The organism is Desulfitobacterium sp. LBE, assembly GCF_007830365.1.
Lineage (GTDB): Bacteria > Bacillota > Desulfitobacteriia > Desulfitobacteriales > Desulfitobacteriaceae > Desulfitobacterium > Desulfitobacterium hafniense.
The window spans coordinates 971,322-993,015 of the sequence record NZ_VLKD01000001.1 but is presented as its reverse complement, the minus strand read 5'-3'; the positions used below and the strand labels follow the sequence as shown (position 1 = coordinate 993,015).

The following is a 21,694-nucleotide window of genomic DNA, read 5'->3' as shown; positions in this document are numbered from 1 at the left end:
CGACTCCACTGCGTGCTTTTCGCGAAGTTTTGTTTCCGCTCGCTTAAATTCGCTTCCTTCCTGTAAAACAAAATCCTTGGGCCGCTTCTTGGGCTTAAGCAAGCTGGGCGTTGTGTGTAAAGCTACTCGACCCCAGCAAGTTCCCTCAGAAGCCTCTGCAAATCCTCGGGCAAAGGAGCTTGGATGGTGGTGAGTTCACCGGTCAGAGGATGGTTGAACTCGTAGACGGAGGAGTGGAGGGCTTGGCGGTTTATTCTTGCCAGATTGCCCCCATAGAGGTCGTCTCCTAAAAGAGGATGCCCCAGATGTTGGCAATGGACCCGAATCTGGTGGGTGCGGCCTGTCTCCAGGATAAATTCCAGCAAAGAGGCATCTTGGTAACGTTCCAGAACCTTGTAATGAGTGACTGCAGGTGAGCCCTCCGGGGAAATCTGTCTTTGTATAAAGCTGCCCGGGGCAAGGGCAATAGGGGCCTTGATGGTGCCCTGGTCTTCCTTCACCAGGCCTTCTACGATTCCCCGGTAGCATTTGTGAATGCGGCCATGGGCGTGCTGCCAAGCCATCTGCTGGTGAGCGAACTGATTTTTGCCGATCACGACCACTCCCGAGGTATTGCGGTCGATGCGGTGAATGGGGCGAAAGGGGCGCGCTTCTCCTTTGGCCAGCCAATAGCCGACAACGGCGTTGCCGATGGTTCCCTCAGGATAGCGGGGTGTAGGATGAACGACCTGCCCGGCCGGTTTATTGATGGCGATAAAATAGTCGTCTTCGTAAAGAATCTCCAGGGGCAGGTTTTCGCCGGGGATACTATTGATTTCCGGGGGTTGAAGTTGGACGGACAGAGTCTCACCGGCTTTTCCCCGGGTTGTCAAAAAGGTGAACGCTCCATTGACCCAGACCCGTTCTCCTTGTTTCAGATGCTGGAGTAATTTACGGGAGAAATGGAAGCGGCGGTAAAGGATGTCCTGGTATTTCACTCCGTCATCCTGGGGCTGGAGGGTATAGGTCCAAAGGTCTTGCTCATGATTCATGCTGCATGCTGCTCCTTGTCGTGTGGTAGGTGTCTTGTGGTAGGCGTCCTTAGAAAGGAATTTCCGGCAGGACTATAGAATTATTACAGAAATATGCCTAAATAGGGCTGGCGGCACATATTGAACATTAAGAGAAAGAAGGCAATATCATTGAAAGATCCGCGGATGGAAAAATTAGCACAAACCATTATCAACTATGCTATTGAACTGAAACCGGAGGAAAAAGTCCTGATTGAAGTCAATGGCTTGGAGATTCCCCTGGCTCAGGCTCTGGTAAAGTATGCTTATGAGGCAGGTGGACATCCTTTTTTATCTGTCAATAATCATACCCTATTGCGGGAGCTTTTAAAAGGAATGACCGAGGAGCAGGCTCAGGCCATGGCTCGTTGGGATTTGGCCCGCATGAAAGAGATGGATGCCTTTGTAGGCATCAGAGCAGGGGAAAATGCCAATGAGCTCTCCGATGTCCCCGGTGACAAGATGACCATCTATCAGAAAGAGTATCTAAGAACGGTAATGGAGCAGCGGGTATCTCATACCAAATGGGTGGTTATGCGTTATCCCAACGCCTCCATGTCCCAACTGGCCAATACCAGCGTGGAAGCCTTTGAAGACTTCTACTTTGATGTCTGCAACCTGGATTATGCTAAAATGTCCTTGGCTATGGACCCTTTGGTGCAATTAATGGAGCGGACGGACAAAGTACGGATTACAGGTCCGGGAACGGATTTGACCTTCTCCATTAAGGGAATGAAAGGGATTAAATGCGATGGTCATATGAATATTCCCGATGGAGAGGTCTATACAGCACCCCTCCGGGAATCTGTGAACGGGCGGATCTCTTACAATACAGCGGCCCTATATCAAGGGTTTACTTATGAGAATATCGTACTGGAATTTAAGGATGGCCAAATCGTTAAGGCCACAGCCAATGATACCCAGCGCATCGAGGAAATTTTCAATACGGATGAAGGGGCCCGCTATATTGGGGAGTTTGCTATTGGGGTCAACCCCTATATCCTTCATCCCATGAAGGATACTCTTTTCGATGAGAAAATCGACGGGAGCTTCCATTTCACTCCGGGAAATTGCTATGATGATTGCTATAATGGCAATAAATCGGCCATCCATTGGGATTTGGTCTGCATTCAGCGGCCGGAGTACGGGGGCGGGGCAATCTATTTTGACGATGTCCTCATCCGCCAGGATGGCCGCTTCGTGATCCCCGAACTGCAGGGACTTAACCCGGAAAATCTGAAATAGAGCTACCCCGTTGCCAAAGGAGATATGTTCAATGAATAGGAAGAGACTTCGTCTAATCTATAATCCTTATGCCGGTCGCCGTCGCTTAATCCAGGAGATGGACACGGTCATTCGCGTGTTTCAGGAAGGGGGGTATGAAGTCACTCTTCATCGGACGGAATCCCCCACAGATATTGAGCACACTTCTTCCCTGAGCACAGATGTGGAACGCTTGGTTATTGCCGGAGGAGACGGCAGTATTCATCAGGCGGTCAATGGTTTGATGAAGATACCTTCCTCCCAGCGCCCGGCTTTGGGCATCCTGCCTGTAGGAACGGCTAACGATTTAGCCTTCGGACTGCGCCTGCCGCAGAAAATTTCCGAAGCCTGCCAAGTGATTGTACAGGGTTCCCCCTTTGCCATGGATCTGGGACAGGTCAATGGGCGTTATTTTGTCAATGTGTTTAGTGCCGGTTTGCTGACCGACGTCTCACCCAAGGTGGATGTTCATGTCAAAAACCGTTTAGGTCAATTGGCCTATTACTTGAAAGGTATTGAAACCCTGCCCACTTATCGCCCCTTCAAGGTGGAATATGAATGGGAAGGAACCATGATCAGCGAAGAAGCCATGCTTATTTTGGCGGTCAACGGAGTTTCCGTGGGTGGGTTCAGACAATTGATTCCCAAAGCTTCCTTGAATGACGGGAAACTGGATTTTGTCATCGTTCGTCATAGTGGCTGGCCGGATACCATGCGTATGCTTCTGCATCTGGTAGGCGGCGGTAAAGTAAGCAGTGATCAAATCCTTCAATTCCAGACTTCGGAACTCAAAGTATTTACGGAAAGGCCTGTTTTTTCGGATCTGGATGGGGAGTGGGGACCGGAAAGTCCCTGGGAGATCAAGATGGGGCCCAAGCTTACTGTGCTTTGTTAAGGGACCCGCCGGGGTCCCTTAACACTAAGCGGTAGAAAGGGGGATGGATATGGACTCCTATCAGGAAGAGCTAATTAAAAAAATATCCGCAATAACCCCCTTTTACATCGTGGGAGGGACCGTCCGGGATCACTTGCTCAACCGCCCCGGCAAGGATGTGGATGGAATCATCCCCATCCCTTTGGAGGAACTGGAAAAGCATTTGCGGGAGTGGGGCTATCATCCTCTGAAAATAGGGGCAAAGCATCAAACCCTTAGTGTGTTTCAGCAAGGGCAGCGCATGGATATTAACTTCTTTGACGGCGATCTTGAGGCAGATGCTTTAAGAAGGGATTTTACCATCAATGCTGTCTTTCAAGACGCTCGGACAGGAGAATTAATTGATCCTCTTCAAGGAAGAGAGGATCTGAAAAATAAACTTCTGCGGGCTTGCGGCAATCCCTGGGAGCGATTTAGGGAGGATCCGGTCCGGATTCTCCGCATGGTGCGTTTCAGTGTTCAATACGGGATGGACATCGAGGAGGACACCTTTAGGTCTGCCCAAAGTCTTCTGCCTGAGTTAAAGCATGTGGCCAGTGAGCGGACTTCTGAGGAATTGGGCCGGATCTTAACCTTGGCTGACCCGGCAGCAGGTATCCGCCTGCTGAATGAACTGGGGTATTTGACTCTATACTTGCCGGAGCTGGTGAGGCTGCAGGGCTTAGCCCAGAACCGTTACCATACTAAAGATGCCTGGGAGCATACGTTGCAGGTGCTGGCCAATACCCCGCCCCAGCCGATTCTGCGCTTGGCCGGACTGTTTCATGATCTGGGGAAATGGGAAGTGGCCAGTCGGGAGTGCTATGTCTGGGGGAAATGCTGGGCAGAAGATAAAGGCTATTACATCGGTGAGTATCGGATTCTTGGGCGCCAGCTCCATCGCTACCATGGAGACTATGTGGAAGTACATGGAACCCGTCTGGATCATTATCCTCAGGTTATTCAGGTAAAGCGTATTCGCAAAGACCCTTCCTGCCGCAGGGGATTCGAATGGGTCCGGGATGGCAAACGCCATTTTCTTGGCCATGAGAAAGAAAGCGGGCGCCTTACCCGTCAGATTTTAGCCCGTTTTCGCTTGGCCATGGTTTTAGGTAAAGAAGGAGAGGGGGGTGAAAAGGAGCTGCTATGGCTGATCGAAAATCATATGAGTGGAACCTTGAGCTTTATAGCGGAACTCCGCGGCGAGGGCAGTGCCCTGCAGCTGAACCAGAAGGTGAGGCAATTCGTCTGGGAGAAAGGGTGGGACGGCCGCTCCTATCGTTTGACAAGAGTTGATCAGCTTTTAGAACTATGGCGGGCTGATTTTTATGGGGGGAAGAAGCGGGAGCCTAAGGAGGAGCAAATCTTTGAGGAGCTTCTGGAAAAGCTTCATCAGACCAATAAGGCCGTGCAAAAGCGTCACCAGGAACTGGAGTGGGGTGAATTGGAGAAATTTGCCCAAGAGCATAAGATCAAGGGAAGAGAATGGGGGGATTTTAAAGAGAGCTTAAGAAAGACCCGTGTTGTCAGTGTCGATTGGATTCCTCTGACCACGGGATTTCTGGAGAAGGAATATAAGCATTTTAAAGGAAGAAATTATGCCAAGAGAGAAAGAGAGTGAAGGGTATGAGTACAAAATGGAGATGTATCGTCTGCGGTTATATTCATGAAGGGGAAGCTCCCCCTGAAAGTTGTCCCCTTTGCGGGGCGGGCCCGGATCAATTTGAAAGACTTGAAGAAACTGAACAGCCTGAAGTCCGCGTAAGCGGGAAGGTGAACCAGCCTGGGGCGGCACCGGCTCTGGACGATGAACAGGCTATTATTCAGGCCCTCTACAGTATTTCTTATGGATTATTTATCATTACGGCTCATTTTGATGGTTTGGATAATGGACAATGCGCCAACACCTGTTTCCAAATCACAGCCGAACCGCCCCGGATAGCCATCGGCATCAATAAAGATAACTATACCCATGAACTGATCAGCCAAAGCGGCCGCTTCGGGGTGTCTGTTCTGAATCAGCAAGGCCATGATTATGTCCGGCGTTTTGGTTACCGCTCCGGACGGGAGGGGAGTAAGTTTGAGGATTTACCCGATGTTCACCGGGGTCAATCCGGAGTTCTCCTGCTGGACAATGCTGTGGCTACCTTGGAAGCGGAAGTGATTGGCCAGCTGGATGCGGGGACTCATACCCTGTTCCTGGGAGAAGTCAAAAGTGCCGAAGTTCGGCAAAAGGCTGAACCAATGACTTATGCCTATTTTAGGGCGACCAAGTAAATGCGCTTGGATTATGGGGGGAGTCAGAATGAAAAATAAACTAATAACAGTGTCGATAATGTTCATAGCGCTGATGGGGATAGCCGGCTATGGTATCTATTGGGCATTTTTCGACGTACAGCGTATTAATGGGCAGGACATACTAACAGAATTGGCTTCCCCTAACAACACCTATACTGTTACAGCTTACCTAAACAATGGCGGGGCGACAACGGATTATGCTGTTTTATGTACGGTGACTAATAATCAAACAAGCAAATCCAAAAATATCTACTGGAATTCTCCTTGTCAAACTGCCGCCGTCGCCTGGGTGGATGATGTCACGGTAATGATTAATGAAGTTGAGCTTGACGTTCGCCATGATGTTTTTGATTACAGAAGACAATAATGCTCATTTCGGCCCAAGCGCGTGACTCTATTGGTTTGAGATTTTTCCTGAAATGAAATAGAATAAAGGTATTAAAAGAGAGAAGTGAGGACTTTGAATAGCTGGATTCAGAGTCCTTTGTTTATTAGCGTGCAGAAGAAAGGGGGGATTTCGGTGGATCAAAAAGAAGGGATGCTGTGGAAAGAGCGCCTTAGACACCTGGCTTTGGAGTCAGGCTTTGCAGCGGTGGGATTTACTCATGCCGAACCTGTTGCCGGGTTGTACGAGTTTTTGGCGGAGCGCAGCGCTCAGGGGTATCATACCTCCTTTGAGGAGAAAGAACTGCGTAAAAGGGTGGATCCTAAAGCAATTTGGCCGGCCTGTGAGACCGTGGTGGTTTTAGCGTATCCCCTGGTTTATTCGGCTCCTCCCCAAAAGGGGGAAGGAGTTCTGGCCCGCTCAGCGGTGGGAGAAGATTATCATAGCCAGGTGAAACGGGCTTTGCACCAATTGGTCAATTCCCTCGGGGAAGCAGGGTGGAGGGGGGAAATACCTCAAATCCAGGTGGATACAGGCCCCCTCAATGAACGGGCTTTGGCCACCAGGGCCGGGCTGGGCTGGCTGGGGAAAAATCAGCAGCTGATTATTCCCGGGAAGGGTTCCTTTGTGGCTTTAGGGCTGATGCTCCTGGATAAAGCGTTGCCACCGGATGAGCCCCTTGCCGGGCAATGCGGAAATTGTACACGCTGTATCAGGGCCTGCCCTGCTCAAATCTTAGGAACAAGGCACTTTCAAGCCAACGAATGTCTTTCTTACCTGACTCAAAGCAAAGAACCCCTGACAGAGCGGCAAAGAACAGCCTTAGGCAAGCGGATCTTTGGTTGTGATACTTGCCAGGAAGTCTGTCCTCATAACGGATTAAGATGTGACGAAGAAGGGAAATGTAGTATCCTGAATGAGAGTAAAGGGGATCGTCAAGGAGAATTGAGAAAGGCAGTGCTGGAGGGAAAGGAGCCTGATGGAAGCGGGGAGAAAGCTTTCCGCAGAGGAGTGGACCTCTGGGATACCCTGAACCTGACGAAAAGCCAATTCAATCAACAATGGAGAGGCACAGCAGCCGGCTGGAGGGGTAAAGGGATCCTGCAAAGGAATGCTTATCTTGCCTTAAAGAATCTACAGGATCCCCGTCTGCCAAGCTGGGAAGAAGAACGAGCCGGGCAGGATATCCCTAAGCTGATCCAACCTTATTACAGTAAGGCGGATAAGGAGTAGGCAGTACATGGCTTGCCGGAAGTGAACCCAGCGGTGATTGTTCGGGCGGCGTGGTGATGCCCTTCAGGTCCGCCGGAATTATCTTGAAAGCTGTAATATGAAGTTTAATGTTACAGCTTTCTTTTTTATGGTAAAATATTCATAATCAAAGGCAAGGTTTTTTGATGGCCGGAATTGTTCTGTGTCTAAACCGATATAAAGCAAAGGGGTTCGCATATGAAACGGTGGATTGCATCCATTATTATAGTAGCAATAATAGTGACTCTCACTGCCTGCCATAATCAAAGCGAAACAACAGTAAACAGCAATGTTCAACAGGATGAATTGCCCAGCGGTAAGGGAGAAATCGCGGAAGAATTCTCAGCCATTGCTGATTTTAATCACGATGGCATCAAGGAAACGGTAAAAGTGATAGCTTTCGATAATGGACAGTATTTTGAATTGCAGATCGGCAATTCCGAAGATCCTATCCTATGGAAAACAGAGGCTGCTACGGCTCATATGGGCTGGCTTGCCCTTTTTCTATGTCAATGGGATGGGGCAGACTATCTTTTGCGCTATTCCCCTTATATGTCTCAGGGAATGTGCCACTATCGCTACGATTTGTTTTTTCTCGATTCATCCGGCAACGAAGTCATAGTCGACAGTAACGCTGTCTATTTTGATATAAATTTTGGCAGCCCGGTTCACCTTTCTTTCAACCCCGCTGAAATTGCTGCCTTTATGCATAAGGTAAACGCTTATCTCGAAAACAGTGTGGTTTTGCTCAATACGGATGGCAATCTGAAGTTTGCAGATGAATCCCATTTGCAGGATACTTTGTGGTGGTTAGATGAGGAGGAGGGGTTCACCGACGATAAAACAGCTGACCTTAGTGAGCGTTTAGCAGCTTATAAAAAATACTGTGAAAGCAGATAAGCCGACTACGAAAAATGGGCAAAAATTGAGTATAAATCTTTTGGTTGTGAAAGATAGGAGGATAAAAACCATATGAAGAAAAAAATAGGTATACTGGGTGGGATCAGCCATACATCTACAATTAAATACTATCAGACACTAATGAATCTCTACTATGAGAGATTTGGCAATTATTATTATCCCGAAATAATTATGCATAGCCTGGATTTTCAATACTTCACTGATTTAGAAAATGAATTAAGACTTCAGGAATATGAGGACTATATTGTGTATTCTATGCATTGTCTGGAAAAGGCCGGTGCTGATTTTATAATTATGGCGGCCAATTCACCTCATTCTGTATTGGCTGAGGTAAGGAAACGCATTGGTACGCCGATATTAAGCATCGTAGACGCAGTAGGAAGGGCAGCACAGAAGAAAAACGTGCAAAGACTTTTATTAACAGGAATAAAGTATACAATGCAGAGCGATTTCTATAGAAACGGCATGAGGAACTATGGTATAGAAATAATTACCCCTAATGATGAGGAACAAAATCTGATCGATCAGATTATTTTTAAAGAACTTGTTTTAAATACTATATTAGATAAGTCAAGGGAAGATTTCCTGGCAATTATTAATAGATATCCGGTTGATGGAGTTATATTGGGCTGTACTGAATTACCATTGCTCTTAAGCGACAAGGATGCCAAAATACTATTGTTAAATTCTTTGCACCTGCATTGTGAGATGGCTTTAAATTATACCTTAGGTGACAGCACAAAAACATAAAATGCCCTTTGTCATGTTCGCCACCGGGTTTAACCGGGAATGGAAAATATGGAAAGCTTGGCTACATGCTGAGCTTTTTCGATTTGTTGATTGATTTATCGTTGCTTGGTTGTTCCAATGGCTTGATATTTGTATAATAAGTTAATAATGATTACCTGGGATTGAGGTGAGGCCAATGAAAGTTCCGTTAAGTTATCAAGCGACCGAATATGACTGCGGGCCAACAACGATGATGAATGCCATCAGCTTTCTTTTTGAACGGGAAGAAATACCGCCCGATGTCATTAAATATATTATGCTTTATTGTCTGGATGTCTATAATGACAAGGGAGAGATCGGCAAAAAGGGGACCTCCACCATGGCCATGATGTTTATCAGCAACTGGCTGTGTCAATTCGGCAAGGCTAAAGATTTCCCCATTGAAATCGCTTATCTGACTAAAGAAAATGTCTTTATCGGCCAGACAAGTAAAATCGTTATGGCGCTTCAGCAAGGAGGCGTTGTCGTCGTACGTCTTTATTACGGAGAAGAGCACTATGTCCTTTTGACAGGTATAGATAACGAGAATGAATGGATTTATCTGTTTGATCCATACTATCGTGAACAGCCTTTTGAGGAAGAGGGTATTGAGCTCATTGCCGATGCACCTATGCAAATGAATCGCAAGGTTCCATTCAGCTATTTTAATAAGGAATGTTCGGAAATTTACGCGCTGGGACCTAAAGATGCCCGGGAAGCGATTATCTTACACAATAAAATCACCCAAAAAACGGCGGAAAGTACAATAGAGTACTTTATCTGACGATTGGACTGTGCCTTTTGGCAGGACTTGAATCCCCGGGATTTAAGCCCTTTTGTTTAGTGCCTGATTTCCGCTTATGTCTGAAAGTGCTCGCCTTGATTTCATTTTTAGTTGATATCTTTTTTGACCCTGACTTTTAAAGTTCAAATGTTGCAGCGCTGCATCATTTGGGGTATATGCAGGGGTTCATCCTCTTTGGGTTCCCGGATGAAGAGTTGGGGCAATTTATGGCAGACAGCAAGGTGGAAACCATGTCCGCCCGCGAATTGCAGAAATCATTAGCCCCACCAACGAAACCCGACAAATTCCTCTAAGTGTTAAAATAAAGATAAATTGTTACACACATACTTAAAGCAGAAATTGGGACTGAGATTATTCATATATTATTCAAATCAAGGTGGTGGATAAAATAAGAAAATTATATATTGACAATCTACGTTGGATGGTCGTATTGTTGCTTTTCCCCTATCATATATTTATGATTTATAATAATTTTGAGAGTTTTTATATTCATGGAGCTGAAATAGATGGGTTAAGCAGAATACTTCATACGCTATGGCCTTGGATGATGCCAGTTTTGTTCACTATCGCGGGTATGAGCTCAGCCTATGCACTGCAGAAGCGTTCAGGCGGCGCATATTTGAAAGAGCGTGTCCTAAAACTGCTCGTCCCGCTGCTATTTGGAATGCTGCTGATCATCCCCGTCCAAACCTACTTGGCAGAGATGTTTCATTATGGATCAGCAAATTATTGGAATTATTTTGCAAAGGTAACCGATTTAACTGGATATGCCGGGGGCTTTACACCGGGACACCTTTGGTTTATTCTGTATTTGTTCGTTATTTCGCTGCTGGCGCTACCTTTCATGTTGTATCATCAAAAACACAGGAAACGGTTTGATATACAAAACGTCCCTTTGCCGCTGCTGTTGGTGCTGTTTGTTGTCCCCTTGCTGATGCAGTTTGTTTTGGACATCAGTGGGAAAAGTGTCGGAGAGTATTTCACGTTTTTCATGCTGGGCTATTTCGTGTTGTCCCAGGAGAGCGTGCTCGATAAAACGGAACGATGCCGTTTGCCTCTTATGGCGATTTTTATTGCAGGATTTATCCTGATATTGGCGACAGGGACAGGCATTTACGAAATAAACAGCTATTTGTTTGACATAATCGCCGGATTTTATGCATGGATCGTTATCCTTGCTTTTATAGGAATGGCAAGGCGTCATCTGAATTTTCAGACCAAGCTGACCGGATATCTATCGAAATCGTCTTTCGGTGTCTATCTTTTTCATCAATCATGGATCGTTGTTATCGCTTTCTTCGTGTTTCGCATCACGCAAAACGTTGGCTTACAGATCGCTTTGATTTTGCTGTTCAGCGTTCCCATAACGTTCCTCACATACAATATTTGCAAGAGTAACCGTATTACACGATGGATATTTGGAATTAAATAAAGGCTCTAATTTAGAATGTCGCTGAAATTCCAAGCTATCCGGTCGATTGGTCGTATAGTTTGGACAAATTCAAAAATCTTTTTTACCTCATTATTCCATATGAAACACTAACCCGATTTAATCTTGGGTTTTGCTTATCTATATGGATTGGGAAATGTATAATTTATCTGTACAGGTTTGGTGCAAAAAAATTGAACAAAACAGGCGTATACTTGTTGAATGGAGTATGTTTAGCACGTCTACTACGGTGGAGTGGTTATTTACACCAATAGAAGATAACGCTACTTTCGTTAGCATTTCGAGTACCGGGTTTAAGGGAGATGGTGATGAGATTGTAGAACAAGTGATTGGCTGTACAGAGGGATTTGCGTTAGTCCTCTCTGGATTAAAGGCATTGCTTGAGCATAATATTATTTTAAATCTTGTATCAGACCGTTTTCCGGATCAGAAAATAACATAGAATGCAAATCTAATCACAATTTTTCTATAATGGGCAGGTGTAAACAGAGAGGTATAATCATGAAAGAGAATATATTATTTCAGCTGGACATGTGCTGGCAGCTTTATCTTTATCATATGAACGATCTTAAGGAAGCAGAGGGGTTATGGGTATTCAATTCCGCGGGACTACAGGTATACAAGCAGGAAGAAGGCTGGTGTATAGATTGGCCTGAAACCGAAAGTTACGAGTCTGGTCCACCCAGCATTGCCTGGACTTTGTGGCATATTATATATTGGTGGAGCACTGCACTGGATTATAATTTTGGTAAGGGCACCTTAAAAAAAGAAGATATTCCTTGGCCAGGAAGTGTTGAAAAAGCAAAAGCAACAATAAACTTCCTGCACGATAAATGGGTTTCACATTTAATCGATTTGTCGGACGCAGATTATTTGTCAAAGCAATATGCCAAATGGCCATTAGCCGATAGGAACTTTTCAGATACTGCATTATGGTTAAACGGCGAATTAATGAAAAATGCAGCAGAAATAGGTTATGGGCGATTTTTATATAGAACCTGTGCAAAATAGTTTTCATATATGATTTCAAGTCATTATAAGCGTAATGCAGAATAAATGCTGACATCTTTTTTGACCTGACTGCTTATGAAAACTAAGGAACCGCGTAGGCGCAGTTATTGCTTTTATACAGAACAATACGGGGCCGGGGCTTTTTGAAGATAAAGCCCTGGCCCTTTTGACGTCCAGAACAGAAAAGCAAAATCAGGCATAGAAGGGCTTTATTTATAAAATGTTTAGATTTTTTATAGGGTGTGTTTAGGTAAGCTTTATATAATTATTTATATAGGCTTAGGAAACTGAGAGGACAAGACCATGAAAACAATCAACCGAATCCTCATATCCAGCGTCTTCTTTGCGTTGATTTCGATTGCCTCTATTCTGGGTGTTATGAGCATCATCTTTGCCAGCCTCGTCCCGGAATATGGTAAAGAGATGCTGGATAAGGACGTTTTCAATGCCGAGGAAATATTAAATGACTTCGATGCCGCCAGTGCCGAATGGGGTGTATTAAGGGCTGACCTAAATCGCTACGGATACCATCTTCTCGTTATAAAGGGCAATCAGGTGGTTTTTTCTGATTTGGCGGATACCCGGACCAAAGTCATAGCAAGTCTTAAAGAGCTGAATCTCCAGGAAAATATCGTGACGGGAAAAACAAACGACGTAACCTTTGTCGTAAAGCCGGCAGGAGGTTATGGGATTTTTGCTTTGAAGGGTGCTGTAGATGATGTAAAGCTCACCGGCTTGCTTAGTGGATTTCTGCCCACATACTTGATTGTCAGCTTTGTGGCCATTGTAGTTATCTTGCTCCTCAGCCTGTTCTTCACCCGGCAAATGGCCTGGCGCGTACTTCGCCCGTTAAAAGCGCTGTCCAACGGCGCTCAACGCATTGAAAAGGGGGATTTGTCGGAGCCGGTTGCCCATAAAGGCAAGGACGAATTTGCGGAGGTCGCCGCAGCATTCAACCATATGCAGGAATCCCTTTTGGAGGAGCGGAAGAAAACCGCCGCCTATGAAGCAGCCCGCATCGACCTGATTGCCGGAATTTCTCACGATCTCCGCACCCCGCTGACTTCCGTCAAGGGTTACATCAAAGGCCTCCGCGACGGCGTAGCGAACACGCCGGAGAAAAGGGAACACTATCTCTCCATCGCCTATAAAAAAGCCTGTGACATGGAGGTGCTCCTGCAAAAGCTATTCTATTTTTCCAATCTTGAAACGGGACACGTGCCCATCATGCCGGAGAACAACGATTTGGGGACGTTTGGGTGCCAGTTTGCCGAAAGTGTTCGTGATGAACTGGCTGCTCGGAACATCAAAATTACCGCCGAGGTTACTTCTGTTCCGCACCCCGTTTCGATCGACGCGGAACAAATGCGCCGTGTGCTGATGAATTTGACCGAAAACGTTACGAAGTACAACAAAGCTGAAGCGCCGGAAATACGCATAGCCGTCTGGCGGGAAAACGGCATGGAGCACTTGCTGTTTGCGGATAACGGCGGCGGCGTCCCTGATGAGCATCTGCCCCATCTGTTTAAGCGTTTTTGGCGCGGTGACGAATCCCGCCGTGTTGCAAGCGGTGATGGGAGCGGGCTTGGCTTGTATATCTGCCAATACATTGTGGAGGCCCACGGCGGGAAGATAGGGGCTAGGAACCAGGGCGGCCTGCAGATCCAAATTTCTCTGCCCTGCCCAAAGGAGGAAAGGTCATGAGCAAAATTCTCATTATCGAAGACGACCCCGAAATCGCCTTGCTGGAAAAGGATTATCTGGAAATCAACGGTTTTGCTGCAGAAGTCATAGGGGACGGGACGCAGGCTTTGGCGGCTTTGCAGGAACGAGGCTATGACCTTATCCTGCTTGATCTGATGCTGCCCGGGCAGAATGGCTATGACATATGCCGGCAAATCAGCGAGACTATAGACGTTCCCATCCTCATGGTCACAGCCCGGACGGAATCTGCAGATAAAATACGGGGGCTTGGGCTGGGCGCGGACGATTATATCGCTAAACCTTTTGACCCCGCCGAGCTGGTAGCCAGGGTAAAATCACACCTGAGCCGTTACGACCGGCTTACGGGTTCTGTCCGCCGCGGACAGAACGGAGAAATCTCCATCGGCGACTTAACAATACTTCCGAAAAGTTGGAAAGCCTATAAGGGAAAGGCCGAGATAAAATTTCCCAACCGTGAGTTTGCGCTTTTGCTGTTTCTGGCGGAAAATCCGAATATTGTTTTTTCCAAAGAGCAGCTTTTCGAAAAGATCTGGGGCTTTGATTATGTGGGGGACAGTGCCACCGTAACCGTTCACATAGGCAGACTTCGGGAAAAAATCGAAGACAACCCGCAAAATCCCCAAATCATTGAAACAGTATGGGGCGCGGGATACCGTCTGAATCTGTAATCCTGTCATTACCTGCTGTGAAACCATGGGAAACAATCCCCCATGGTTTTGCTTTTTAGCCGGGTTTTCTTTAGAAATTGTTTAGCTCTTTTCATGAAGCAGTTTAGGAATACCGATTACACTTAACCTGAATTCAAGGAAAGGAGATTCAATATGAAAGTCACCATCGAAAATGTCAGCAAAAGCTATGGTAAAAAGCAGGCCTTGAAGGGCGTGAGTTTTGAAATGGAAAATGGCGTCTACGGTCTGCTGGGTCCTAATGGGGCGGGTAAAAGCACATTGATACGCATTTTAGTCGGCGTTATGGAGGCAAGCGGCGGCGAGGTTTACATGAATGGCAGAAACAGAAAATCCTGCGCCCGGGAGTACCGCTCTAAAATCGGCTACCTGCCGCAGTCATTGGGCTTTTACCCGGAGTTTTCAGGTCTTGACTATCTGCGCTATGTGGCCGCCCTCAAAGGATTGGCAGGGGAAAAAGCCGAACAGAAAATTACAGATCTCGTTAATCAAGTCCATTTAACAGAAGACATCCGCAGAAAAGCTATCACCTATTCCGGTGGCATGAAGCGGCGCTTGGGCATCGCCCAAGCCCTGCTGAACGACCCCGAGATTCTGATCCTGGATGAGCCGACCGCCGGGCTTGATCCCCATGAGAGGATAAAATTCCGCAACCTTGTTTCGATCTTTTCCCGCGACAGGACAGTGCTGTTATCCACTCATATTGTTACGGATATCGACTCCATATCCAAGCAAACCGTGATGATTAAAGAGGGCAAGGTGGGCAGGATGGGAACGAATCAGAGCTTTGTTGAGGCCATGAACGGCAAAGTCTGGCTTATGAAGATGACGGTGGATGAACTGGTGGACTTTCAGAACAGCCGGATTATCAGCAATGTATTGCCCCTGGGCGACCGCATGGAGGTGCGGGTGGTCAGCGCTGAAAAGCCGGCAAAGGATGCAGAGCCGGCACAGCCAAACCTTGAGGATGCCTATCTGTATGAATTTGAGAGTATAGGGAGGGCGTCAGGTGAAGCTTTTCAAATATGAGATGAAAAAAATCCTCTTTAACAAAGCGCGCTTGATCTTATTGGTGCTCCTGTTTGCTTTATATGGATTTCTGGGGTTTGTACTGGCTGCCGAGAGCGAAATGAGAAATACCCCTCAAGAACCTGAAGCAGCCGTTATTTACGCAGAGATGATCGAGCAACATACAGGCCCATTCAATCAGGAAACACTGAGGGAGTGCCAGGAAATTGTGAAAGCTGCGGTGGCGGAGTACGGCAAAGGGGAAGAAATGGAACACCAGCTGAGAATAAACCCATCCCTTAAGTTCGCAACCCAGTACGTCAACTTTGGCAAGCAGGTGGATATCTATTGGAACGGTCCTGAGTCCCAAGCCGCGGATAATATTCTGGGCGTTTACCCCATACAGGAAAAGCTCAAGGAGCTTGAAGGGGCAAACAGGACGGATAGCTCTGAATACAACTATTATCAGGAACGTCTGGAACTGGAAAGGCAAATCGGGGAACCCGTCTTTGCCAAGACAGGAATATGGCCGGCCTTCTTCTTAATGTATGATTGGGTGTTCGTTGTCTTTCTTTTCTTGATGGCCTTGACCTTCTTTATTTCACCCCTGTTTACACAGGAGGTGAGAACCGAGATGGACAGTATCCTGCTTTGCTCCCTCAAAGGCCGCAGGGAAATCGTGACGGCAAAACTATTGGCGGCAGCACTTACCTCGGCAATTTTAGCCGCCGGATACCTCGGCACTTCCCTGATCGGCATGATGATCGGCTCCGGCGATTTTTCAGGATGGGGAGCGTCGGCACGCTGTCTGGAGATTTATGCCCAGGCCCCCTTTGATCTGACTGTGGGCACACTGGTCATCATGTCAATCGCATGGCTCATTTTCTCTACAGTTGTTTTTGGACTGGCTCTCGCCTTCATCTCATGCAAAATGAAAAATCAAAGCGCCGCCTTTGGCATTGGCATTGTCGTTTTATTGGCAGGGATGATGTCGGGCAGCATTCCGAAGAGCCTCTATTCGATTCTCTGGCCGGTTGTGGATTTCCATTTCGGAGCTCTCGCCATGTTCAATACCATTTTCGCTGGTGTTAAGACCTACACTATTGGGGAAACGCCGGTATCATACGGCACGATGGCCTTGATAGTGTGCTTGGTTCTTGGTACACTGGCTGTTTTGCTGACCTACCTGGCACAGAAAAAACGTTCGGCAGTCTGATTTTACCAGGCAAAAAATGCCCTCCTCAATAAAACTACGCTGGAATGTACCAGGAACATTATGTTCATGGGCACAATCCAGCGTAGTTTGCTTTAGGTATTTGGGTTTTATACAGTAAGTGAAAGGCTTCGATTTAAAATCTCTATTTGATGCGCTTGCTGACGAATCGTTCCATCCGGGTTAAGGCTTCTTGAATCTGTTCCGTGGAATAAGCATAGGAGCAGCGGATATGTCCTTCTCCCGAGGGGCCGAAAGCTGTGCCGGGAACCACGGCTACTTTTTCTTCCTGGAGAAGCTCATTGGCAAATTCCTCCGAGGTCAACCCGGTAGCTTTGATGCTGGGGAAGGTATAGAAGGCACCCAGAGGCTCGAAACAGGATAAGCCCATTTTGCGGAAGCCATGTACCATCAGTCGGCGGCGGCGGTCATAGGTGGCCACCATATCCTGCATAGCCTGTTCAGCAGAGCGGACCGCTTCTAAAGCGGCCAGCTGGGCGGTGATGGGAGCACAGAGCATTGTGTATTGGTGAATCCGGGTCATGGCCTGGATAAAGTCATGATGTCCGGCCACATAGCCGATTCTCCAGCCGGTCATGGCATAGGATTTGGAAAAACCGCTGATATGCAACGTGCGGTTTCTCATATTGGGCAAGCTGGCGAAGGCTGTATGGCTGCCGCCGTAGCTCAAATCCGAATAGATCTCATCGGCCAAAACGATCAAATCATGATCCTGGACGAACTTGGCAATGGGTTGGTAGTCTTCCCAGGTCATGATCGCTCCGGTAGGGTTATTAGGATAGGAAAGGACCAGAACCTTGGCGTTGGGGGTATAGACCCGCTCCAGATCCTCTACCCGCACCCGGAAATCTTCTTCTTCCCGGGTGGGAACATAATGAACTTCCGCACCGGCCAGGGTTGCGCAAGGGCCGTAGGAGACATAGGCAGGGTCTGTAAGCAGGAGGGCATCCCCCGGGCCGAGCAGGGCGCGCATGGCCAGATCAACGGCTTCGCTGGCACCTACGGTGATCAGGATTTCATCATGAGGGTTGTATTCAAGGCCCAGCTTTTTTTCCATATTCCAGGAGAGAGCCTGACGCAGCTCCATAAGTCCCGAGTTGCTGGTGTACATGGTTTGTCCTTGCTCAAGGGAAAAGATGCCGCTCTCTCTCACGGTCCATGGGGTGACAAAATCCGGTTCTCCGACCCCGAGAGAGATTACATTTTTCATCGTTGAGACCAGATCAAAGAATTTGCGAATCCCTGAGGGCGGTAAATTGGCCGCGATCGGTGAAAGGTACTGATTCACGGTGAAATCACCAGCCTCTCGGGATTATCGTCTTCCCCAAGGAGTTCCACGCCGTTTTGCTTATAGCGTCTGAGGATAAAATGGGTGGTTGTGTCGGTGACATGCTCCAGGGGAGCAAGTTTTTCGGCCACAAATAAGGCCACTTCCTGCATGGTTTTCCCTTCAATTAAAAGGGAAAGGTCATACCCCCCCGACATCAGGTAAACCGCTTTGATCTCAGGGAATTTCTGCAGACGGCGGGCTATTTTATCGAACCCATAACCTCTCTGAGGAAGAACCTTAACATCGATTAAGGCGGTTACGATGGGTTCGCCGGTCCGTTCCCAATTGATCAGTGGACAGTATTGAGCAATAACTTTTTCTTCTTCCCATTGCTTAAGGCGCTCTTCTATAAATTCTTCCGACAAACCGGTCTGAATCGAAAGCTCTTCAAGGGATAAGCGGAAATCATTGGCAATGAGTTCGAGAAGCTTACGTTCATCATGTGTGAGCATGAACAAACTCCTTTCAATTAAGTTTTAAAACATCATATCATACTGTTCTGTAATACAACAAGAGAGAATAATGCAAATTGCTCTATAGAATTAAGAAATGAAGAAAGGGAGAAGACTCTGAAAAATATCATATCACGAAAAAACTCTATTGTTAATCTACTTTAAGCAGAATCCAACCCTTTTTTGGACAAATTAGTGAGACATTCTTGGGCATTTTCAAGATTTAGGGTATAATAGAGTGATGATTTATTGCGCATTGCGAAAGGATATGTAGATTAATGGCACATCTTAACATAGTATTAGTCGAACCTGAGATTCCCCCCAATACAGGCAATGTGGCAAGGCTCTGCGCCGCTACGGGAGCCGCCTTGCATTTGGTCAAACCCTTAGGCTTTGAAATAAGCGATAAGCACTTAAAACGAGCCGGCTTGGATTATTGGGATATGCTGGATATTCACATTTACGAAAACTATGCTGAATTCGAAGCCAAGAATCCCCAAGGCCCCCGCTACCTGGCAACCACCAAGGCACAACGCCTCCATACAGATATTCACTACCAACAGGGAGGGTATATTCTCTTTGGCAAAGAAACAAAGGGGCTCTCTCCGGAAATTCTGGCACGCTATCCGGAGACGACTCTGCGCCTGCCCATGCGTGCCGATGCCCGCTCCTTAAATCTTTCCAATTCTGTAGCTGTGGTGGTCTATGAAGCTTTGCGCCAGTGGGGAAACCCGGGACTCATATAGAATGTAGGACTGTTTCACTTAAGATGTAGTATTGTTTGACTTCTGGAGGAAAAGACATGACCTTTGTTTTAACCTTTGTTATTGCCTTAATCATTGCCGTTATCGCCACTCCCTTGTCCATGAAACTGGGGAGATGTTGGGGAGCCATCGATTACCCGGGAGGCCGCCGCGTACATAAGACCCCTATTCCCCGGATCGGCGGCATTGCTATCTATGCAGCCTTCTGGATTGCCGTGATCATTATGGGTATATGGGATAGGCAGATTTGGGGATTGTTTTTCGGCAGTACGATTATTGTTATCGTCGGGGTGGTGGACGATATATTTGACCTGCGCCCCATGGTGAAATTGGTATGGCAGATTATTGCGGCTGCCCTTTTGCTTTTCTTCGGTTTTTCCATGAGTCAGATTTCTCTTCCCATCATCGGGATGAAATTGGATTTTGCGTCCATTGGTTTAGGATGGCTTGGCTTAGTCTTAGCAGTCTTTTGGATTGTAGGACTGGTGAATACAGTGAATATTTCCGATGGTTTGGACGGTCTTGCCGCAGGGATCTGCTTTGAAGCCGCCCTGCTGCTCTGTTGGTCGGCCATCCGCATCAATGAAGTAACGGAAGCCCATCTGACCTTGGCTTTAGCCGGTGCGGCCTTAGGCTTTTTATTCTTTAACTTTCATCCGGCCCGGGTGTTTATGGGGGATTCCGGGAGTATGTTTCTGGGCTATATTATCGGCGGAATCTCGATTATGGGGTTGCTGAAAACAGCCACAGTTCTGGGCCTGGTGTTTCCTCTCCTTGTCTTAGGTATGCCCTTGACAGATATGACCTTTGCCATCATCCGCAGAAAATTGCGGGGCCATTCCATCGCCACGGCGGATCGGGGACATCTTCATCACCGCTTGTTGGATGCCGGCTTTAGCCAGCCACAGGCTGTGCTGCTCCTTTACGCCATGAGCGGATGCTTTGGCATGGCGGCCGTATTAGGCGCCCTGGGCTCCTGGGTTTGGGCGGCCGCCCTTTTGAGCGCCGATTTTGCTCTCTTGGTGATCATTTTAATGCGTCGTACCGCCTTGCTCAGTGTCATGAGCCGGAAGCACAGCAAATAAGAATAATGAGTGTTGATGAGTTGCACTTAAGGAGTGGTAAAAATGGAAATTCGCTTTCACGGTCATGCTTGCTTCGAAATCATTGGGGAAAAGGGCAGAATACTGATCGATCCTTTCCTGAAGGGGAACCCGGCAGCCGATGTGGGGCCGGAACATTTCACTCACCTGGACGGGATTCTGGTTTCCCACGGGCATTCCGATCATTTAGGGGATGCCATCGAACTCTCCCAAAAGACCGGAGCTCCCCTTATTTGTGTCTTTGAGCTGGCCCGTCTCTGTGCCAGGTATGGGGCGAAGACCCATGCCATGCATATCGGCGGCAAGCATACCTTTAACTTTGGCACGGTGCGTTTGACCCAAGCCCTGCACGGCTCGGTCTTTGAACCGCCGGGAGAAGAAGAATCCTTTACTTATGCCGGTATGGCTTGCGGATTTTTGATCCAGATGGATGGCAAGTGGATTTATCATGCGGGGGATACGGGGCTTTTCGGGGATATGGAGCTGATCGGACGGCGGCACCCCTTGGCAGCCGCCATGCTGCCCATTGGGGACAACTACACCATGGGGCAGGAGGAAGCGGTCTATGCCGCTACCCTCTTAAGGCCCAGTTATTTGATTCCCATGCATTATAATACCTTTCCGGTTATCCAGCAGGACCCTCAGGAGTTCATCGAACTTTTAAAGAGAAAGTTCCCGGCTAGCAAAGGGGAGATTTTAGCCCCTGGCCAATCTCTGATCATTTAATCTTATCATTTAATAATTGATAGAGTTGTTGTTTTAATACCTGCCGTTTAGGGTGGGTATTTTTTATGGGTGTTTCGGAAAAACTCTCTTTATACCTATCGATGCTTTAAATAAGCGATGGATAGATAACGCAGCTCATCAGACGCTGTTGCCGGTAAACACTATGCGCCTGGCAAGTTTTGGATAAGGAGTTGATTCACAATGACACGAAGACCTTGTGCCGCTAACTGCTACTACTACGTTGAGGGTCGCTGTCGCTTAAAACAACAACCCATTGAGAAAAGGCACCTTTGTCCGTATTTCGAGGGACAAGGGATGAGCAGGGGGATGATTTGATGAAAGGAAAACATATTAAGCTGAAAAGAACAGATCCGCTGGAAGCGTTGAAAATGGAGATTGCCGCAGAATTAGGCCTTATCGATCAGGTTCGCTTAAAGGGCTGGCATTCACTTTCAGCAAAAGACGCCGGAAAAATCGGGGGATTAATGACCCAGCGCATCAAAAGCAGAAACCAGCAGGAGAACGAGAATTCCCTGGATTAGCTTGGCTTTG

23 protein-coding genes and 1 pseudogene are annotated in these 21,694 nt (G+C 47.3%); 21 read left to right on the top strand and 3 right to left on the bottom strand.

Annotated features, from left to right (window positions below; all coding sequences use genetic code 11):
* Positions 1–122 precede the first annotated feature (122 nt).
* Positions 123–1,031, bottom strand: a complete 909-nt coding sequence (locus DESLBE_RS04910; protein WP_144675405.1) for an RluA family pseudouridine synthase — start codon at positions 1,029–1,031, stop codon at positions 123–125.
* Between the two features lie 150 nt (positions 1,032–1,181).
* Between DESLBE_RS04910 and DESLBE_RS04905 the strand changes: the two genes are divergently transcribed.
* From DESLBE_RS04905 to DESLBE_RS04825, 17 genes and pseudogenes are all read left to right on the top strand, one after another.
* Positions 1,182–2,294 carry an aminopeptidase gene (locus DESLBE_RS04905; RefSeq protein WP_011459608.1) on the top strand — a complete coding sequence of 371 codons (1,113 nt, stop codon included), beginning with the start codon at positions 1,182–1,184 and terminating at the stop codon, positions 2,292–2,294.
* 31 nt (positions 2,295–2,325) lie between these two features.
* Positions 2,326–3,207 carry a YegS/Rv2252/BmrU family lipid kinase gene (locus DESLBE_RS04900; protein ID WP_005814621.1) on the top strand — a complete coding sequence of 294 codons (882 nt, stop codon included), beginning with the start codon at positions 2,326–2,328 and terminating at the stop codon, positions 3,205–3,207.
* Between the two features lie 43 nt (positions 3,208–3,250).
* Positions 3,251–4,846, top strand: a complete 1,596-nt coding sequence (locus DESLBE_RS04895) for a CCA tRNA nucleotidyltransferase (protein WP_144675403.1) — start codon at positions 3,251–3,253, stop codon at positions 4,844–4,846.
* Between the two features lie 5 nt (positions 4,847–4,851).
* Positions 4,852–5,502 (top strand): flavin reductase, encoded by a 651-nt coding sequence (locus DESLBE_RS04890; protein WP_015944003.1) that lies wholly within the window; start codon positions 4,852–4,854, stop codon positions 5,500–5,502.
* A gap of 28 nt (positions 5,503–5,530) precedes the next feature.
* A complete protein-coding gene (locus tag DESLBE_RS04885; protein ID WP_015944004.1) occupies positions 5,531–5,890 on the top strand; it encodes a DUF5412 domain-containing protein in 360 nt (119 codons plus the stop codon).
* Between the two features lie 153 nt (positions 5,891–6,043).
* The gene (gene queG, locus DESLBE_RS04880) at positions 6,044–7,141 is read left to right on the top strand and encodes a tRNA epoxyqueuosine(34) reductase QueG (protein WP_243131230.1); all 1,098 of its coding nucleotides are present in this window, start codon (positions 6,044–6,046) and stop codon (positions 7,139–7,141) included.
* Positions 7,142–7,357: 216 nt separating this feature from the next.
* Complete coding sequence (locus DESLBE_RS04875) at positions 7,358–8,059, top strand: hypothetical protein (RefSeq protein WP_144675399.1); 702 nt, start codon at positions 7,358–7,360, stop codon at positions 8,057–8,059.
* A gap of 72 nt (positions 8,060–8,131) precedes the next feature.
* Positions 8,132–8,830 carry an amino acid racemase gene (locus DESLBE_RS04870; protein WP_144675397.1) on the top strand — a complete coding sequence of 233 codons (699 nt, stop codon included), beginning with the start codon at positions 8,132–8,134 and terminating at the stop codon, positions 8,828–8,830.
* 175 nt (positions 8,831–9,005) lie between these two features.
* A complete protein-coding gene (locus DESLBE_RS04865) occupies positions 9,006–9,632 on the top strand; it encodes a C39 family peptidase (protein ID WP_144675395.1) in 627 nt (208 codons plus the stop codon).
* 155 nt (positions 9,633–9,787) lie between these two features.
* Positions 9,788–9,946 (top strand): annotated as a pseudogene (locus DESLBE_RS04860) (DUF3102 domain-containing protein); the annotation flags it as partial.
* Between the two features lie 83 nt (positions 9,947–10,029).
* Positions 10,030–11,085, top strand: a complete 1,056-nt coding sequence (locus tag DESLBE_RS04855; protein ID WP_348981619.1) for an acyltransferase family protein — start codon at positions 10,030–10,032, stop codon at positions 11,083–11,085.
* Positions 11,086–11,227: 142 nt separating this feature from the next.
* Positions 11,228–11,545, top strand: coding sequence for an SRPBCC domain-containing protein (locus tag DESLBE_RS04850; protein WP_144675391.1), 318 nt, complete (start codon positions 11,228–11,230; stop codon positions 11,543–11,545).
* 59 nt (positions 11,546–11,604) lie between these two features.
* A complete protein-coding gene (locus tag DESLBE_RS04845; RefSeq protein ID WP_172625373.1) occupies positions 11,605–12,114 on the top strand; it encodes a DinB family protein in 510 nt (169 codons plus the stop codon).
* Between the two features lie 303 nt (positions 12,115–12,417).
* The gene (locus DESLBE_RS04840; protein WP_144675387.1) at positions 12,418–13,818 is read left to right on the top strand and encodes a HAMP domain-containing sensor histidine kinase; all 1,401 of its coding nucleotides are present in this window, start codon (positions 12,418–12,420) and stop codon (positions 13,816–13,818) included.
* Positions 13,815–14,507: a response regulator transcription factor gene (locus tag DESLBE_RS04835; RefSeq protein WP_144675386.1), complete on the top strand. Its 693-nt coding sequence runs from the start codon at positions 13,815–13,817 to the stop codon at positions 14,505–14,507. Before DESLBE_RS04840 ends, DESLBE_RS04835 begins: the two co-directional genes overlap by 4 nt.
* A gap of 153 nt (positions 14,508–14,660) precedes the next feature.
* Positions 14,661–15,554 carry an ABC transporter ATP-binding protein gene (locus tag DESLBE_RS04830; RefSeq protein ID WP_144675383.1) on the top strand — a complete coding sequence of 298 codons (894 nt, stop codon included), beginning with the start codon at positions 14,661–14,663 and terminating at the stop codon, positions 15,552–15,554.
* Positions 15,535–16,749, top strand: a complete 1,215-nt coding sequence (locus DESLBE_RS04825; protein ID WP_144675381.1) for a hypothetical protein — start codon at positions 15,535–15,537, stop codon at positions 16,747–16,749. The genes DESLBE_RS04830 and DESLBE_RS04825 overlap by 20 nt, the downstream gene beginning before the upstream one ends.
* 142 nt (positions 16,750–16,891) lie before the next feature.
* Here DESLBE_RS04825 and DESLBE_RS04820 read toward each other — a convergent pair whose 3' ends face one another.
* Complete coding sequence (locus tag DESLBE_RS04820; RefSeq protein WP_144675379.1) at positions 16,892–18,055, bottom strand: aminotransferase class I/II-fold pyridoxal phosphate-dependent enzyme; 1,164 nt, start codon at positions 18,053–18,055, stop codon at positions 16,892–16,894.
* On the bottom strand, positions 18,052–18,549 hold the full coding sequence (locus DESLBE_RS04815; RefSeq protein ID WP_144675376.1) for an Lrp/AsnC family transcriptional regulator: 498 nt from the start codon (positions 18,547–18,549) through the stop codon (positions 18,052–18,054). The genes DESLBE_RS04820 and DESLBE_RS04815 overlap by 4 nt, the downstream gene beginning before the upstream one ends.
* A 278-nt stretch (positions 18,550–18,827) precedes the next feature.
* Between DESLBE_RS04815 and DESLBE_RS04810 the strand changes: the two genes are divergently transcribed.
* The 4 genes from DESLBE_RS04810 to DESLBE_RS04790 all read left to right on the top strand — a co-directional run bounded on the left by DESLBE_RS04810 (position 18,828) and on the right by DESLBE_RS04790 (position 21,684).
* Positions 18,828–19,295, top strand: a complete 468-nt coding sequence (locus tag DESLBE_RS04810; RefSeq protein ID WP_015944009.1) for a tRNA (cytidine(34)-2'-O)-methyltransferase — start codon at positions 18,828–18,830, stop codon at positions 19,293–19,295.
* A gap of 56 nt (positions 19,296–19,351) precedes the next feature.
* A complete protein-coding gene (locus tag DESLBE_RS04805) occupies positions 19,352–20,398 on the top strand; it encodes an MraY family glycosyltransferase (protein WP_144675374.1) in 1,047 nt (348 codons plus the stop codon).
* 42 nt (positions 20,399–20,440) lie between these two features.
* The gene (locus DESLBE_RS04800; protein ID WP_015944010.1) at positions 20,441–21,142 is read left to right on the top strand and encodes a metal-dependent hydrolase; all 702 of its coding nucleotides are present in this window, start codon (positions 20,441–20,443) and stop codon (positions 21,140–21,142) included.
* A 335-nt stretch (positions 21,143–21,477) separates the two neighbouring features.
* Entirely contained in the window at positions 21,478–21,684 is a 207-nt protein-coding gene (locus DESLBE_RS04790) for a small, acid-soluble spore protein, alpha/beta type (protein ID WP_144675372.1), read from the top strand.
* The last annotated feature ends 10 nt before the right edge of the window (positions 21,685–21,694 follow it).